Origin of the sequence: Avrilella dinanensis (assembly GCF_002807015.1) — a bacterium.
Lineage (GTDB): Bacteria > Bacteroidota > Bacteroidia > Flavobacteriales > Flavobacteriaceae > Flavobacterium > Flavobacterium dinanensis.
Map to the genome: position 1 here is coordinate 1,440,277 of NZ_NIPO01000001.1, position 15,581 is coordinate 1,455,857.

The 15,581-nt window shown below is 38.6% G+C and carries 14 protein-coding genes; 11 read left to right on the forward strand and 3 right to left on the reverse strand.

Annotated features, from left to right (window positions below; all coding sequences use genetic code 11):
- The gene (topA, locus tag CDL10_RS06830; protein ID WP_100677837.1) at positions 1–2,481 is read right to left on the reverse strand and encodes a type I DNA topoisomerase; all 2,481 of its coding nucleotides are present in this window, start codon (positions 2,479–2,481) and stop codon (positions 1–3) included.
- Positions 2,482–2,648: 167 nt separating this feature from the next.
- Between topA and miaB the strand changes: the two genes are divergently transcribed.
- The 8 genes from miaB to radA all read left to right on the forward strand — a co-directional run bounded on the left by miaB (position 2,649) and on the right by radA (position 9,872).
- Positions 2,649–4,097 carry a tRNA (N6-isopentenyl adenosine(37)-C2)-methylthiotransferase MiaB gene (gene miaB, locus CDL10_RS06835; protein WP_100677838.1) on the forward strand — a complete coding sequence of 483 codons (1,449 nt, stop codon included), beginning with the start codon at positions 2,649–2,651 and terminating at the stop codon, positions 4,095–4,097.
- Between the two features lie 43 nt (positions 4,098–4,140).
- Positions 4,141–4,623, forward strand: coding sequence for a hypothetical protein (locus CDL10_RS06840; protein ID WP_100677839.1), 483 nt, complete (start codon positions 4,141–4,143; stop codon positions 4,621–4,623).
- Between the two features lie 288 nt (positions 4,624–4,911).
- On the forward strand, positions 4,912–6,186 hold the full coding sequence (locus tag CDL10_RS06845; RefSeq protein ID WP_100677840.1) for a sigma-54 interaction domain-containing protein: 1,275 nt from the start codon (positions 4,912–4,914) through the stop codon (positions 6,184–6,186).
- A gap of 113 nt (positions 6,187–6,299) precedes the next feature.
- Positions 6,300–6,680, forward strand: coding sequence for a GNAT family N-acetyltransferase (locus CDL10_RS06850; RefSeq protein WP_243389304.1), 381 nt, complete (start codon positions 6,300–6,302; stop codon positions 6,678–6,680).
- Between the two features lie 8 nt (positions 6,681–6,688).
- The gene (lptE, locus tag CDL10_RS06855) at positions 6,689–7,207 is read left to right on the forward strand and encodes an LPS assembly lipoprotein LptE (RefSeq protein WP_100677842.1); all 519 of its coding nucleotides are present in this window, start codon (positions 6,689–6,691) and stop codon (positions 7,205–7,207) included.
- 7 nt (positions 7,208–7,214) lie between these two features.
- Positions 7,215–8,024, forward strand: coding sequence for a tetratricopeptide repeat protein (locus CDL10_RS06860; RefSeq protein ID WP_100678674.1), 810 nt, complete (start codon positions 7,215–7,217; stop codon positions 8,022–8,024).
- A gap of 3 nt (positions 8,025–8,027) precedes the next feature.
- Entirely contained in the window at positions 8,028–8,393 is a 366-nt protein-coding gene (gene secG, locus CDL10_RS06865; protein ID WP_100677843.1) for a preprotein translocase subunit SecG, read from the forward strand.
- Positions 8,394–8,507: 114 nt separating this feature from the next.
- Positions 8,508–9,872, forward strand: a complete 1,365-nt coding sequence (radA, locus tag CDL10_RS06870) for a DNA repair protein RadA (RefSeq protein WP_100677844.1) — start codon at positions 8,508–8,510, stop codon at positions 9,870–9,872.
- Between the two features lie 85 nt (positions 9,873–9,957).
- On the opposite strand, the gene CDL10_RS06875 is transcribed toward radA, so the two are convergent.
- The gene (locus CDL10_RS06875) at positions 9,958–11,070 is read right to left on the reverse strand and encodes a serine hydrolase domain-containing protein (RefSeq protein WP_100677845.1); all 1,113 of its coding nucleotides are present in this window, start codon (positions 11,068–11,070) and stop codon (positions 9,958–9,960) included.
- A gap of 58 nt (positions 11,071–11,128) precedes the next feature.
- Positions 11,129–12,754: a DUF4139 domain-containing protein gene (locus CDL10_RS06880; RefSeq protein ID WP_100677846.1), complete on the reverse strand. Its 1,626-nt coding sequence runs from the start codon at positions 12,752–12,754 to the stop codon at positions 11,129–11,131.
- Positions 12,755–12,901: 147 nt separating this feature from the next.
- Here CDL10_RS06880 and CDL10_RS06885 point away from each other — a divergent pair, with 147 nt between their 5' ends.
- Genes CDL10_RS06885 through dut form a run of 3 tightly spaced genes read left to right on the forward strand, consistent with a single transcriptional unit; the run spans position 12,902 to position 15,570 of the window.
- Positions 12,902–13,663 carry a DUF3298 and DUF4163 domain-containing protein gene (locus CDL10_RS06885; RefSeq protein ID WP_100677847.1) on the forward strand — a complete coding sequence of 254 codons (762 nt, stop codon included), beginning with the start codon at positions 12,902–12,904 and terminating at the stop codon, positions 13,661–13,663.
- Positions 13,664–13,669: 6 nt separating this feature from the next.
- The gene (locus CDL10_RS06890; RefSeq protein ID WP_100677848.1) at positions 13,670–15,139 is read left to right on the forward strand and encodes an oligosaccharide flippase family protein; all 1,470 of its coding nucleotides are present in this window, start codon (positions 13,670–13,672) and stop codon (positions 15,137–15,139) included.
- The gene (gene dut, locus CDL10_RS06895) at positions 15,136–15,570 is read left to right on the forward strand and encodes a dUTP diphosphatase (protein WP_100677849.1); all 435 of its coding nucleotides are present in this window, start codon (positions 15,136–15,138) and stop codon (positions 15,568–15,570) included. The genes CDL10_RS06890 and dut overlap by 4 nt, the downstream gene beginning before the upstream one ends.
- Positions 15,571–15,581: the final 11 nt, after the last annotated feature.

The following is a 15,581-nucleotide window of genomic DNA, read 5'->3' on the forward strand; positions in this document are numbered from 1 at the left end:
TTATTTTTTCTTGGCTTTAGCTTTTGTTTTTTTCGCACCGCCTTTCTCCTTTATAATCGCTTTGACTTGTTCCAATGTCAGTGATTGAGCATCAACATCTTTGCTCAGCTCAATTTTTTTCTTGCTGTCATATATAATATTGGAGCGTCCCCAACGGGCTTTTTCCACTCTGATGCCTTCTTCTTCCCAGTTGTGAATAACTTTTTCACGCTCTTTCTGCAATTTCTCCTCTATTAAGGTGTTGATGTCTGCCTGAGAAAGATTATCAAAATCATATTTTTTATTGACATTGATAAAAATGTTGTTCCATTTAATATAAGGACCAAATCTTCCTACACCCTTTTGTACCGGTTTGCTGTCGTAGGTTGCAATTGGTGCGTCGGCACGCTCTCTTTCTTCAATCAGTTCGATAGCCTGGTTCAAAGTGGTGTCGAGAGGGTCTTGTCCTTTCGGTAAAGAAATGAATTTTTTACCATATTTAACGTAAGGACCAAATCTTCCTACATTGGTTTCGATTTGTTCTCCTTTATATTCTCCTAATTGTTTAGGTAGTAAAAATAAATCTAAAGCCTCTTCCAGTGTAATTGTACCGATATTCTGATTCGGATTCAGGCTGGCAAACTGTTTTTCCTCGTCGTCGGGAGCTCCAATCTGAGCCATCGGTCCGAATCTTCCCAAACGTACCGATACCGGTTTGCCTGATTTTGGGTCGGTACCTAAGATACGTTCGCCGGATTCCCGGTCTGCATTTTTCTCTACATCTTGTACTACCGGACTGAAATGAGAATAAAAACTATTCATCATATCTGTCCAGTCCTGGTTACCTGCAGCGATTTCGTCAAAATCTTCTTCTACTTTGGCGGTAAAATTGTAGTCCATAATAGAGGCAAAGTTTTTCACTAAGAAATCTGTTACGATAATCCCGATATCGGTTGGTACCATTTTTCCTTTGCTCGCCCCGACCTTTTCGGTCTGTGATTGCGTTTTTATTGCATCATTTTTCAGGCTGATGATTTTATAAGCACGTTCTTCCCCCTCATTTGTTCCTTTTTCTACATAATTACGAGCGATAACTGTTGAAATAGTCGGTGCATAAGTCGATGGGCGACCGATACCCAATTCTTCAAGTTTTTTTACCAAAGAGGCTTCGGTGTATCTTGCCGGCGGACGACTGAATTTTTGTGTTGCGGTAATGTCTTTGGCTTCCAGTTTTTCGTTTACTTTCATTGCCGGAAGCATTCCTTCCTGTTCTTCATCTTCTTCGTCATTTCCTTCGAGATATACTTTCAGAAAACCATCAAATAAAAGCACTTCACCCGAAGCAGTAAATTTCTCTGAATGTTTATTCGCCAGGATAGATACTTGCGTTCTTTCCAGTTGGGCGTCACTCATCTGGGAAGCGATTGTTCTTTTCCAAATCAGTTCGTACAATCGGCTTTCGTCCCGGTCTAAACTCACAGAATGAAGAGACATATCGGTGGGTCTGATGGCTTCGTGAGCCTCTTGTGCTCCTTTGGCTTTGGTCACATAGCTGCGAGGTTTGCTGTATTTTTCGCCATATTGTGACAGGATTTCTGCCTGAGCCGCCTGTGTTGCCTCCTGAGAGAGGTTTACGCTGTCGGTTCTCATGTAAGTAATCAATCCGTTTTCGTACAAACGCTGTGCGACACGCATGGTTTTTCCTACCGGAAAATAGAGTTTTCTTGCTGCTTCCTGTTGCAATGTGGAAGTCGTAAATGGTGCTGCCGGCGATTTTTTTCCGGGTTTGGTTTCGAGTCCCGAAACTTTGAATTCAGCACCTATATTGGCTTGCAAAAATTGTTCCGCTGTTTTTTCTGAACCGAATTTTTTATCCAGTTTTGCCTTAACTGTTTTTCCGTCTAATGTTGTGAAAACGGCGGTTACGCTGTAAAATGTTTCTGCATCAAAATTGATGATTTCTTTTTCTCTTTCAACAATCAATCTCACAGCAACCGATTGAACACGACCCGCTGACAGACCTCCTTTTACCTTCTTCCAAAGTATAGGAGAAAGTTCGTAACCAACCAATCTGTCCAATACACGACGAGCTTGTTGTGCATTGACCAGGTTGTAATCAATATCCCGTGGGTTTTCGATGGCTTTTTTTATGGCTGATTTGGTAATTTCATGAAAAACAATTCGTTTGGTGTTTTCCGGTTTCAACCCTAATTCTTCATACAAATGCCACGCAATGGCTTCCCCCTCGCGGTCTTCATCAGAGGCTAACCAAACCACATTGGCTTTTTTTGCCAGGTCTTTTAATTTTTTTACAACAGATTTTTTATCGGGCGAAACCTCATATTTGGGTTTGAAGTTATTGGAAATATCTACCCCGATTTCCTTCGACGGCAAATCGGAAATATGACCAAAACTCGATTCAACCTGATAGTCTGCACCTAAAAATTTTTCTATGGTTTTTGCCTTAGCAGGTGACTCAACGATGACTAAATTTTTTGACATGAAATTAGTTTTAGAAAGGCAAAAATAGTTTTTTTTTATTAGTCAAGCAGTATTTTGCTAAAAAACCATTCATTATATGTATTCTAAAAACCTGCCAAAATGGCATTGAAAAAGAAATTATATTATACCTTTGCATATTGCAAGATAAGCATTTAGTTGAAAGGATTATGGAAAAAGTAATTGAAGAAAACAAACAGGGAACCAGTTTGGTTTTAGAACAAAAAGAAAGCAATACTAAAAAGCTGTTTATAGAAAGTTATGGCTGTCAGATGAATTTTTCTGACAGTGAAATCGTGGCGTCTATTCTGGCAAACGAAGGTTATAACACCACTCAAAATCTAGAAGAAGCAGATTTGGTTTTGGTCAATACGTGTTCGATTCGGGATAAAGCAGAGCAAACTGTCAGAAATCGTTTAGAACAATATAATGCCGTAAAGAAAATCAACCCGTCAATGAAAGTCGGAGTTTTGGGCTGTATGGCAGAGCGTTTGAAAAGCAAGTTTCTGGAAGAAGAAAAAATCGTGGATATGGTCGTGGGACCAGATGCCTACAAAGATTTGCCTAACCTGCTCAGAGATATTGATGAAGGGCGTGATGCCATTAACGTAATTCTCTCTAAAGAAGAAACTTACGGTGATATTTCGCCTGTACGTCTGAACAGCAACGGCGTGACGGCTTTTGTTTCCATTACCCGCGGTTGTGACAATATGTGTACATTCTGCGTAGTTCCGTTTACGCGAGGACGTGAACGTTCGCGTGACCCGCAGAGTATCATCAAAGAAATTAAGGAACTTCACGAAAGAGGGTTTAAAGAAATTACCCTTCTCGGGCAAAATGTCGATTCCTATTTATGGTATGGAGGCGGTCTCAAAAAGGATTTTGAGAAAGCCACCGAAATGCAAAAAGCCACTGCGGTAGATTTCGCCCAGTTATTAGATATGTGTGCAACGGCGTTTCCGAAAATGCGTTTCCGTTTTTCAACGTCCAATCCGCAGGATATGCACGAAGAGGTTATGCACGTTATTGCCAAGCATCACAATGTTTGTAAATATATCCACTTACCTGTGCAGAGTGGTAGCACAAGAATTCTCAAAGAAATGAACCGCCAGCACACCCGCGAAGAATACATGGCGTTGGTAGATAAAATCAAAGCTATTATTCCGGATATTGCCTTGTCGCAGGATATCATCGCCGGATTCCCGACCGAAACCGAAGAAGATCATCATGATACTTTATCGTTGCTGGAATATGTAAAATATGATTTTGGATATATGTTTATCTATTCCGAAAGACCGGGAACACTGGCAGCGAGAAAGCTCAAAGATGATGTGCCGGAAGCAGTGAAAAAACGACGTTTGCAGGAAATCATCGACCTGCAACAGAAAATGGGACTCGAACGCACAAAAAGTTATGTCGGAAAAACCGTTGAAGTGCTGATTGAGAAAGAATCTAAACGTTCTGACCAACATTGGGCAGGAAGAAACTCACAAAACACAACCGTTGTTTTCCCGAAAGGAAATTACCAAGCCGGCGATTTTGTGATGGTGAAAATCAACGATTGTACTTCAACTACTTTGATTGGCGAAGCGGTGGGGTATAGTGAGATGCAGAGTTAATTTTTTATTGACAACATCAAAGAATTATATTAGAAAAAAGAAAATGAAAAAAATTGCCTTACCTATATTAATGTTGCTATTGATATCCTGTTCTACAAAAACAACAGATTTAATTATTGTATCAAACTCTGATGTTGAATTAAATAAGGTAAATGACGTTACAATTACAAGAATGCAAAAAGGAAACAATCAAGCAAATGACTCGGGTGTTGAATATTTGAATTACAGTCTGTATTTAACTGACAATGAAAAAGACGTTCCTTTAAAAATTGCAAAAGGTAAAACAAATGCCAATTGCAAAAGCTATGCGATAAACATCCAAAAAGGGAGTGAATTGAAAAATACGTTCAACAGAAATATCTTGTTTAAGAAAGAAGAAAAAGATATTTTCGTATATATTGATTGTATTTCAGAGGTGTATCAATTTTCTTATGAGAACGAGCAAAATATGAAGGTTAAATTGATTATTGAGGATAAGGTTTTTCCAAAAGTAAAAGATAGTGTAGTCTTTAACCTTAAAATTTAATTGTCATCTAAATTGTTTAATCATTCAGTCGTTTTTATTACAGTTTGAAATCTTAAACTTTAAACAAAGAAAACTAAAAAATCAATGACAGAGACCAACCGCACATATCCTACAGAGAAGTAGCAGATAAACCACTCTGCGTCACAGGCGCATTTTAATGCGTTAAATGAAAAGAATATTATAGTGCGAGAAGGTGGTACAAGAGGGTATTGGAAGATTTTGATTTGAAAAACTTTATATAAAAAAAAAGTATAAAAGCTCCTCTTTTGGAGAAATATAGAGCGTAATATGGAAAACATACAGACGATAAAACAACGATTCGAGATAATAGGCAACGACCCGAAGCTGAACCGTGCTATTGAAAAAGCTATTCAGGTAGCACCAACGGATATTTCAGTTTTGGTAACCGGCGAAAGCGGTGTCGGAAAAGAAAGTATTCCGAAGATTATTCACGCACTCTCGCATCGCAAACACGGAAAGTATATTGCGGTAAACTGCGGTGCTATTCCCGAAGGAACGATTGATTCGGAGCTTTTCGGACATGAAAAAGGTGCTTTTACCGGAGCAGTAAACACCCGTGAAGGTTATTTTGAAGTTGCCGGCGGAGGAACGATTTTTTTAGACGAAGTGGGAGAGCTGCCATTGACCACACAGGTACGTTTGTTGCGTGTGTTGGAAAACGGCGAATTCATCAAAGTAGGTTCGTCAAAAGTGCAGAAAACCGATGTGCGGATTGTGGCCGCAACCAACGTCAAAATGTTTGAAGCCATTGAAAAAGGGAAGTTTCGTGAAGATTTGTATTATCGTTTGAGCACTGTCGAAATCAACCTACCGCCTTTGCGAGAGCGTGGTAATGATATTCATTTATTGTTCCGTAAGTTTTCGGCAGATTTTGCCTCTAAATATAAAATGCCTGCTATACGGCTGTCCGATGATGCTGCGGGTTATCTCACGCAATATCGCTGGGACGGAAATATCCGGCAGCTTCGTAATGTTGCCGAGCAAATATCGGTTATGGAAAGCAACCGCGAAATTGATTTGCGTACGTTAAAAAGCTATTTGCCCAACAGAGATGAGCAATTACCGTCGGTGGTTAACCGGAAAGCAGAAAGTGATTTCAGTTCTGAACGGGAAATTTTGTACAAATTTCTCTTTGACATGAAAGGCGATTTGAATGATTTGAAAAAACTTACTCTGGAATTGCTCAAAAACAACGACAGCCAGCAGGTGCAGGAAAACAATAAATCATTGATTAAAAAAATATACGGTCAGCCTGAAAATGATTTTAACAACGAAATTCCGGCGTTACCTTCCGCAAGTTCGCCAGCGAATACCAACAATGATTTTGTGCATACACCCTCTCACGACGACGATGAAAGCGATTATGTTATCGCAGAAACCGTAGAAGAGGAAGAAGACGAAACGCTCAGATTAGACCAAAAAGAAATTGAGTTGATAAAAAAAGCCCTGGCACGAAACAACGGCAAACGAAAAGCCGCTGCTGATGAATTGGGAATTTCTGAACGAACGCTTTACCGAAAGATTAAGCAATATGATTTGTGATGTAGTTGATTAATTAGTAAATAGGCAAAAGTTAAATAGTCCATTGAGTGAATAAGATAAGAATTAGAAAATATCATATTAGTGATAAACCGGAATTAATGGAAATTTTGCAAATGAATACACCCCAATATTTTGCCAAAACCGAAATCAAAGATTTTGACCATTATCTGGATAGTGCAATCGAACAATATTTTGTGATAGAAATAAATGATAAAATCGTTGGTTCGGGCGGAATTAATTTTGAGAAAACATCTAAAACAGGAAAGCTCAGCTGGGATATTATTAATCCGAATTTTCAAGGAAAGGGGTTAGGAACAGATTTGCTCAAGCACAGAATAGCATTGCTGCATTCTATGCCCGATGTTGAAAAAATCACTGTAAGGACCTCCCAGTTCGCCTTTCAGTTTTATGAGAAAAACGGTTTTGTTCTGGAAGAAACACAGAAAGATTTTTGGGCAAAAGGATTTGATATGTATAAAATGATTTATAAATAAAAGCAATAATGAAAAAACAGATAGCATACAACATACAATATACAATAATACTGATTCTCGTGCTAATGCTAACAAGCTGCGGGATATACAATTTCACAGGAACAGGAAAAATCGATGCGGAAACTTTTCAGGTAAATTATTTCCTGAACAACGCCGAGTTGGTCGAACCGGGTATCGAACGTACGTTTACCAACGAATTGCAGGATTTGATTCAGAATCAAACCAGCCTGAGCCTGACCAATTCCAATGCCGATTTGGTTTACGAAGGCGAAATTACCGAGTTTCGTATTTCGCCAATGACAGCAACGGCTCAGCAAACCGCCGCCCAAAACCGCTTGTATATTTCAATCAACGTGAGATTTACCAATCGCCGAAACCCGGAAGATGATTTTGAACGCAGGTTTTCCCACTTTTATGATTATCCTGCCAATGACCAGCTGACCGGAGCGTTGCTCAACACCGCTGTTGAAGAAATTTACGAACGAATCACGCAAGATGTTTTCAATGCGTCTTTGGCAAAATGGTAATTTAGATATGGATATTACACAAGTTTATAAACAAAAAATACAATTTCCGGAAAGTATCGGTAGCGATGATTTGGGTTGGTTGCAGCAAATAGTTGCCACATATCCTTATTTGCAATCTGCGCATGCCTTATTGCTCAAGGCTTTGTATCAACAAGAAGATGCCCGTTATAACGCCGGGCTGAAAACCACTGCCGCATACACCACCGACCGCGATTTACTTTTTGATTTTATCATTTCGGAAGAGTTTAATTCCTATCAACCGATTGATATTGATACAATTGATGTATTCGATGTGGAAGAAATCAGTCATCACGAATCAGCGGTGTCAAATAATATTCAACCAGCATATATTCAGCCGGAAGAAGAAAATAAATTGGAAAATGAGCATCTGGAAGAAAAACTCGAAATCGGAAAACCATTAAAATTCGATGCTTCCGAAAAAATGTCATTTACCGAATGGTTGCAGCTCACTAAAACCGAACCGCTGTCGAAACTTCCTCAGTCCACGCAAAAAGAAACTTCCGGAGAAGACACCGGATTGACAAAAAAATTGGACATCATCGACCGTTTTATTGAGAATAACCCTAAAATCACACCGGTTAAAACCAGTAGCAATCCGCCGTCGGTAGAACAGAAATCAGATGAATCGCCGTCTGCTTTAATGACCGAAACATTAGCTCGAATTTACCTCGAACAAAAAAAATATCAGAAAGCAATACAAGCTTATGAAATTTTAATTTTGAAATATCCGGAAAAAAGTAGTTTCTTTGCAGAGCGAATTGAAGACATTAAAAAATTACAACAACATAATTCATAAACAATGAGCACATTTACAATTCTATTAGTATTAATTACCATCGTTTCTATACTGTTGGTTGCCGTAATCATGATTCAAAATCCGAAAGGAGGAGGCTTGGATTCTTCTCTTGGCGGAGGCGGAGGAAGCATCGGCGGCGTTCAGAACACCAACAAATTTCTGGATAAAAGTACCTGGACATTAGGAGCTATTCTGATTATCCTGATTTTATTATCAGGGGTTAGTTTCAATGCCGGTTTGGGTAATGAGTCCAAGATTTACGACGAAAACGCAACAACGCCAGCACCTGCAGAAAACAGTCTTTTGCCTAATGCAGGACAGCAGCAGCAAGCACCAGAAACGCAAACAGAAAACGAAACACAGGAATAAGTTTTTTGACATAGACCAACAAGCCGGTGCAATATTGTGCCGGCTTTTTATGTTGACAGAAGTTTTTTTCTATGCTAAAAATAAATTCTTACCTTTATCTGACAAAATTACCTCATGGCAAAACTAAAAACCGCTTTTTTCTGTTCGTCTTGCGGAGCTCAGTATACGAAATGGCTGGGGCAGTGTCCCGCCTGCAAACAGTGGAATACTTTGGTGGAAGAAGTGCTTCAGAAACCAGAAAAATCGGGTTGGAAAAGCCCGGAAAGCAGCCTTTCTAAAAGAGTGTCCAAGCCTTTGTTGATTAATGAAATCGATACGCATCAGGAAGTGCGTATGAATACTTTGGACAGCGAACTCAATCGTGTTCTGGGTGGCGGAATCGTACCGGGTTCGGTGGTTTTGCTGGGCGGCGAACCGGGTATCGGAAAAAGTACATTGCTTTTGCAATTATCCTTACAGTTGCCCTACAAAGTGCTGTATGTTTCGGGCGAAGAGAGTCAGAAACAGATAAAAATGCGTGCCGAACGTATCAATCCGAATAACAATTCCTGTTATATCCTGACCGAAACTAACACGCAAAATATTTTCAGGCAAGTCGAACAAACCGAGCCGGATATTGTCATTATTGATTCCATACAAACTTTACACACTGATTATGTAGAATCATCTGCCGGAAGTGTTTCGCAAATTAAAGAATGCACTGCCGAACTGATAAAATTTGCTAAAGAAACTGCCACGCCCGTTATCCTCATCGGGCATATTACCAAAGACGGAAACATTGCCGGACCAAAGATTCTGGAACACATGGTAGATACTGTTTTGCAGTTTGAAGGCGACCGCAACCACGTTTACAGAATTTTACGTGCATTGAAAAACCGTTTTGGTTCTACTGCCGAATTAGGCATATACGAAATGCAGGGAAGTGGACTCAGAGAAGTAAACAATCCGTCGGAAATACTGTTGTCGCATCGTGAAGAAGAACTTTCGGGAACAGCAATTGCTTGTACGATTGAAGGAATGCGTCCGATTATGGTCGAGATTCAGGCGTTGGTTAGTACGGCAGTTTACGGAACACCGCAACGAAGTGCCACGGGTTATAACGCGAAAAGACTCAACATGGTACTGGCAGTACTGGAAAAACGAGCTGGATTCCGGTTGGGTGCAAAAGATGTTTTCCTGAATATAACCGGCGGAATTACCGTTGATGATACCGCGATTGATTTGGCGGTTGTTGCTGCGATTTTGTCTTCCAACGAAGATTTACCGATTCTGAAAGATTGTTGCTTTGCCGGCGAAGTAGGATTGTCGGGCGAAATCCGTCCGATTAACCGGGTTGACCAACGGATTCAGGAAGCAGAAAAATTAGGCTTTGCCAAAATATTTTTATCTAAATATAACAAAATCAGCTATCAGGCTAAAGCTATCGACGTTTGCTTGGTAAGTAAAATCGAAGATGTGGTTAGTGAATTGTTTGGGTAAGAGAATAATTTTAGCCACGAATTACACAAATTTTTACAAATTGATTCGTGCGATTCTATATATCTACAAACCCAGTTGTTGATTTTTAGTATGCTTGCCCTAAACTTGACAGAATCTCCCACCAATCTGTCCCTCCTTGATTTTTTCCGAGTCGAACAATAACAAGGTTTTTCTTTGGGTGAACGTAAATATATTGCCCTAAAATTCCCTGAGCCATAAAATCGCCTGTTTGAGTTGGTAGCCACCATTGATACTGGTAATACCAAACACTTCCGTTGGCAGTATCGATTTTCGTGGATTGTTTAACCCAATCTTCGGACACAATCTGTTTGCCGTTCCATTTTCCTTTGTTAAGGTATAATCTTCCAATTTTTGCATAATCTCTTGCTCGTGCATTTATACAGCAAAAAGTTTTTTCTAAACCTTCTTTTTTTCTGTCCAGACTCCACGATGCTTCAAATTCCATTTCTAAAGGTTTCCAGATTTTTTCTTCAAGGTATTCAGTGACCGATTTGTTTTCCAATGCTCTTTCTAAAATTAATCCTAACAATTGAGTGTTGCCGCTAACATATTCAAATTGTTTTCCCGGTTCAGTTTTTAATTTCATTTTTCTGATTTCCTTTCGCAGGTTCGTGCCGTAGTAGAAAGTAGCAACATCTCCAAACGGATTAAAATAATTCTCGTTGAAATCTAACCCTGAGGTCATTTGCAGGACATGTTCAATAGTTACTTTGTCAAAACCATTTTCTTTAAGCTCAGGAATGTAATTTGTTATCGGTTCATTTACAGATTTGATAAGTTTGTCGTCAATGGCACAACCAATCAAAATTGAAGTAATGGATTTTGCCATAGAAAAAGAAGGAACGATTGACGTTTCGTCGTACTTACCCCAATAGTTTTCATACTGTATAGTATCATTTTGTATGATCAAAAATGCTACTGTTTTGTTGTCTTCCAAATAATTTTCAAATAGTTGTTTTTCTCCTTTTATGTCTATTTTTTTCGGAACTTTTCCATTTTCGGCGGTTGGAAAAATGAATTTGTCATCTCCGTTTGCTATGTTTCTTGCGGGGAATTTTTTATGATCGTTGATATCAGCAAAATTATAAACTACAAACCTCGTGACTTTACAAGAATTTAAAGTTGTTAGAATGATTAGGGATAGAAATACAAAATTAAATCTTTTAATTTTTTTCATTTTGGAGACATTCGTTTTATAGTATTTGGTTCATTTTCAGGAATTCGCGGCTATATATCTACAAATACAACTGTTGATTTTTATCAGATTTTACCTGATAACCAAATCTGATTTTTTCTGAGCTGTTGGATTTTAAGTTTATTTTCCACGATAGTTTTCCGGTTTCTTCGTCAAAATCAGCTCCTTTTTTGTCGGTCAGAGAAATTTCGATGTCTTTGTTTTTGCTCACCGGCACCTGGTCTTCCACAAGCAGTTCAATATTTTCCTTTTTGTTGTTTCGGACAGTAATTTCATAGGTAAAATTCTGCTCTTTTTTAGAAGACAACATTTTTGTTCCCGATTTATCTGAAACCACTTTCTTGTCCACCGAAATGTTCGGGTCTTTGCCTAAACTCAGCTGTAATTCGTCTTTGTATGAGTTCGGATTAATGTAGGTTTTTCCGACATACATTCCGTCAAATACCACGTTGGCTTGTCCCGAAAGCATATTATACTGACTGTAATCTTTGATTTTTGCCACAAGATATACGTTGTTGTCTAATTTCGGAATGGTCAGATAAGTGTAGGTTGCCGGCACGCTTACTTCCTTCAATGACACGCTGTGCTGTTTGCCGTTACTCAAAATGGTGTATGGAATGTCAATATCAAAAGTTACATTGAGTTGAGATTCATTGATTTGGGTGTAGTCACTTATTGTGGCATAATCTGCTAATTTACCAGAAGTAGTTTCGTCATCGAAATCTTCTTGCACTGTCTTCATAGATGCCATTTCCAATGCCATAGTTGCATTTGCTTTATTACGCATATTAGCGGACTTTTCTATATAATCCACAAACCAAGTATTTAATTCCGGAGCGATAGTATTTTGATTTGCCTGACCGCTGGTTAAAGACAATTTTACGTTTTTCCAATCAATACCTGTGTTTTGCACCACTTCGGCTTTGTAAAGCATTTGAATAGGAGTATTGATTTTGTCAATACGCATTTCGTAACCCGGTTGCCACGTCGCCTGATTGGTCAGATAGGAAACTTCTAGCGGAATACTTCCCGCCTGATTGCTCATTACATTAACAATCAGTTTTCCCTGACTTGTTTTTTCTGCTGAGGTTTCGTTAAAGGTTAGTTTTCCCTTTAAAATCATGAGCTCTTCCTTTAGCTCTTTACTTTGTTTTTCTAAAGCATCAATAGCGGTGCTTAATTCTATTTTCTTGCTTTTATAGAAATCTACCAATTTAGCCAATTCGGTCACTGAAAAGTTTTGTGTTTTTTCCAAAGATTGATTTTCATCCAGGATTTCCAAACTTCCTTGTTCAGCAGATAATTTATTCGATACAGCTTTTAACTCGGCTTCTTTTTTTTCGATTTCCTCTTTTACGGGTTTAATCAAAGGCGAATCCTGATTGTTGTCGTATTCTTCGACATACGCATTGGTAAATTGAACAGACATTACCGTAACGTGTTTCGGAACACGAATCTGAACGGTGCTTTCGTTGAGGTAATTCGCCACATTCGTTATCACGATTTCGGAAGTTCCTGCAGGAACCTGTGCGGTGGTTTTGTGTTTTAATTCTGCCGAATTATTGTACACTCTTGCCGATTCTATTTTCGCCTGCGTAAAAACAGGTTTTTGGGCAAAGGCATTGATGCTAAAAACAACTGCCGATGCGAGTAAGATATTTTTCATGTTTTTGCTTTTTGAGGTAAAATTACTCAAAAACAAAACAATAACAAGCTTTATCTGTTTTTCATTTTTCGTTTTTTGGAACAACTCTTAACACACTATGTGGTACTTTTATCATACTTTTGTATTTAAAATAATGTTAATACAGCTATGAGAAAAATTTTATTTTTATTGTTTGTAACCAGTAGTTTCTGGAGTTGTAAACAAGCCGACAATGGACGTGTTGAAGAAAAAAAGTATGCACTGAAATCGCAAATTTGCCGTGGAGATGATTGCTCCAAAGTAGAAATCGAAATTCCGTATTTTTCGGGAGACAAAAAATCGTTCACAGTTATTAATGACGAAATTTTGCAACAGGTTTCTTCGCTGATTTCCTTTGCTGAAACAGGTGAACAATTTGAAAATTATGAGGAATTGATGCAGAATTTCATTCAGTCGTATGAAAAAATCAAAACCGATTTCCCGAACGAACCTATTCCGTGGGAAGCAAAAATAGATGTCGATGCGGAACGATTGAGTAAGCAACTGGTGAATGTTACCTACGATTTTTACACTTTTACGGGCGGTGCACACGGCAATTACGGCAAGATTTCACAGTTTTACGATATGGAAACCGGGAAAACAGTACCGGTGAAACAACTTTTTGTGAATTATTCAGGATTTGAAAAAATGGTAAAAGATAAGTTTTACGCTATATACAAACTGAATGAAGGCGATTCGCTGGAAGAAAAAGGATTTATGTTTGAAGACAATCGTTTTTACCTGGCAGACAACATCATGATTTCAGATGACGAGGTGGAAGTCTATTATAATCCGTATGAAATTGCCCCTTATGCCAACGGTGCAACGGAGTTAAAGTTTACATTTGACGAAGTAAAACCTTATCTGAACCCCGTGTATTTTAAAAATTAACCTATTTTGAGTATATATAAAAATCTGTTTAAAACCACTTTAATCTATGGAATAGCCACGGTTGTTCCGCGTATGATAGGGTTCATTATGGCTCCGTATCATATGAAGTGGTTACCGACGAATGCCTATGCAGATTATACACTCATTTTTTCGTGGTTGATGTTTTTCAACGTGGTTCTGTCGTTTGGAATGGAAACGGCTTTTTTCCGATTTTACAACAAACATAAAAACAAAAAAGAGGTTATCAACAACACCATTTTATTTTTGATGATGATTTGTGCGGTTTTTATAGGCTTGGTATATGTTTTCAAAAATTATATCGATGCCTATTTTGGTATTCCGCCCGTTATTGTAGATTTTCTTATCTGGATTTTGGTGCTGGACGCTTTGGTCATCATTCCGTTTGCGATATTGCGTGCAGAACAAAGACCGATAAAATACAGTGCTATTAAGATTGCCAACGTACTGATTAATGCCGGATTGACGGTGGTTTTGCTGTATTTGATTCCGGCCTACCTACAAAATCATTCTGAGAGTTCGCTGAATCGTTTTTTTATTCCGAATTTTGAAGTCGGCTATTTATTTGTTGCCAATCTTGTGGCGAGTTTGACCACGCTTTTATTATTGTCAAAGCATTACCTGCGACTGAAATGGTCTTTTAACAAAAAGTTGCTCAACGAAATGTTGGTGTACAGTTTTCCGGTAATGATTGCCGGACTGGCATTTGTGGTCAATGAAACTTTTGACAAAGTCTTGTTAGATATATTATTGCCCGAAGAATATAAAAAACTGGGACTGGCAAGTTACGGAGCCATTTACAAAATCGGCGTTTTTATGGTTTTGTTCCGTATGGCTTATTCATTGGGAATTGAGCCGTTCTTTTTCAGTTATGCCAAAAACGATGATGCCCCGATAAAATATGCAGCGGTTACCAAATATTTTGTTATTTTCGGAAGCCTGGCAATGTTGGTTATTGTCATTTTTGCCGATTTGATTAAACGATTCTATATACCCGAAGAAGAATATTGGCATGCGATGGAAATAGTTCCTTATATTATTCTTGCCAATTTGATGCTGGGGATTTACACCAATTTATCGGTTTGGTACAAATTGCAGGACAAAACCAAAATCGGTGCATATATTTCCGTGTTCGGAGCGGTGCTGACATTGTTGCTGAATTATATCCTTATTCCAAAAATCGGTTTGATTGGTTCTGCCATCGCCACTTTGGCTGTCTATGTTTCAATGATGTTGATTTCTTATGTTTTAGGACAAAAATCCTATCCGATACCTTACGACAAAAAAGCGATTTCCTTATATCTGGGAGGGTCTGTGTTGTTCTCGTTTGTCTATTTTTACAATTTCAGGGAAAATTATTTCATCGGAACGGCATTCATTCTTATATTCGTGGGATTGATTTATTACAACGAAAAAACATTTATCAACCGAATTATAAAATCAGTAGTTAAAAGATGAAAATAAACATTATTAACAAATCACAACACGCATTGCCAAGCTATGAAACCTTTGCATCGGCAGGAATGGATTTACGTGCCAATTTATCAGAACCTGTTATAATAGAACCGATGGAACGTGCTTTGATTCCAACCGGATTGTTTATGGAAATTCCCGTGGGATACGAAGCACAAGTGCGTCCAAGAAGCGGACTGGCATTGAAAAAAGGAATTACCTGCCTGAACTCTCCCGGAACCATTGATGCAGATTATCGTGGCGAAATTGGCGTGATTCTTGCTAATCTTTCTAAAGAAACATTTGTTGTAGAAAATGGCGAACGTATCGCCCAAATGGTCATTGCAAAGCACGAACGTGCCGAATGGACTGAAGTAGAAGAACTTTCTACAACAGAACGCGGTGCAGGTGGATTTGGAAGTACCGGAGTGAAATAAAACGCTTATTC

Bases quoted from the DNA above. Each gene is read 5' to 3' on its own strand.
- topA (WP_100677837.1), bottom strand. From the start codon at position 2,481: ATGTCAAAAAATTTAGTCATCGTTGAGTCACCTGCTAAGGCAAAAACC.
- CDL10_RS06840 (WP_100677839.1), top strand. From the start codon at position 4,141: ATGAAAAAAATTGCCTTACCTATATTAATGTTGCTATTGATATCCTGT.
- miaB (WP_100677838.1), top strand. From the start codon at position 2,649: ATGGAAAAAGTAATTGAAGAAAACAAACAGGGAACCAGTTTGGTTTTA.
- radA (WP_100677844.1), top strand. From the start codon at position 8,508: ATGGCAAAACTAAAAACCGCTTTTTTCTGTTCGTCTTGCGGAGCTCAG.
- lptE (WP_100677842.1), top strand. From the start codon at position 6,689: ATGAAAAAACAGATAGCATACAACATACAATATACAATAATACTGATT.
- CDL10_RS06885 (WP_100677847.1), top strand. From the start codon at position 12,902: ATGAGAAAAATTTTATTTTTATTGTTTGTAACCAGTAGTTTCTGGAGT.
- dut (WP_100677849.1), top strand. From the start codon at position 15,136: ATGAAAATAAACATTATTAACAAATCACAACACGCATTGCCAAGCTAT.
- CDL10_RS06880 (WP_100677846.1), bottom strand. From the start codon at position 12,754: ATGAAAAATATCTTACTCGCATCGGCAGTTGTTTTTAGCATCAATGCC.
- secG (WP_100677843.1), top strand. From the start codon at position 8,028: ATGAGCACATTTACAATTCTATTAGTATTAATTACCATCGTTTCTATA.
- CDL10_RS06860 (WP_100678674.1), top strand. From the start codon at position 7,215: ATGGATATTACACAAGTTTATAAACAAAAAATACAATTTCCGGAAAGT.
- CDL10_RS06850 (WP_243389304.1), top strand. From the start codon at position 6,300: ATGAATACACCCCAATATTTTGCCAAAACCGAAATCAAAGATTTTGAC.
- CDL10_RS06875 (WP_100677845.1), bottom strand. From the start codon at position 11,070: ATGAAAAAAATTAAAAGATTTAATTTTGTATTTCTATCCCTAATCATT.
- CDL10_RS06845 (WP_100677840.1), top strand. From the start codon at position 4,912: ATGGAAAACATACAGACGATAAAACAACGATTCGAGATAATAGGCAAC.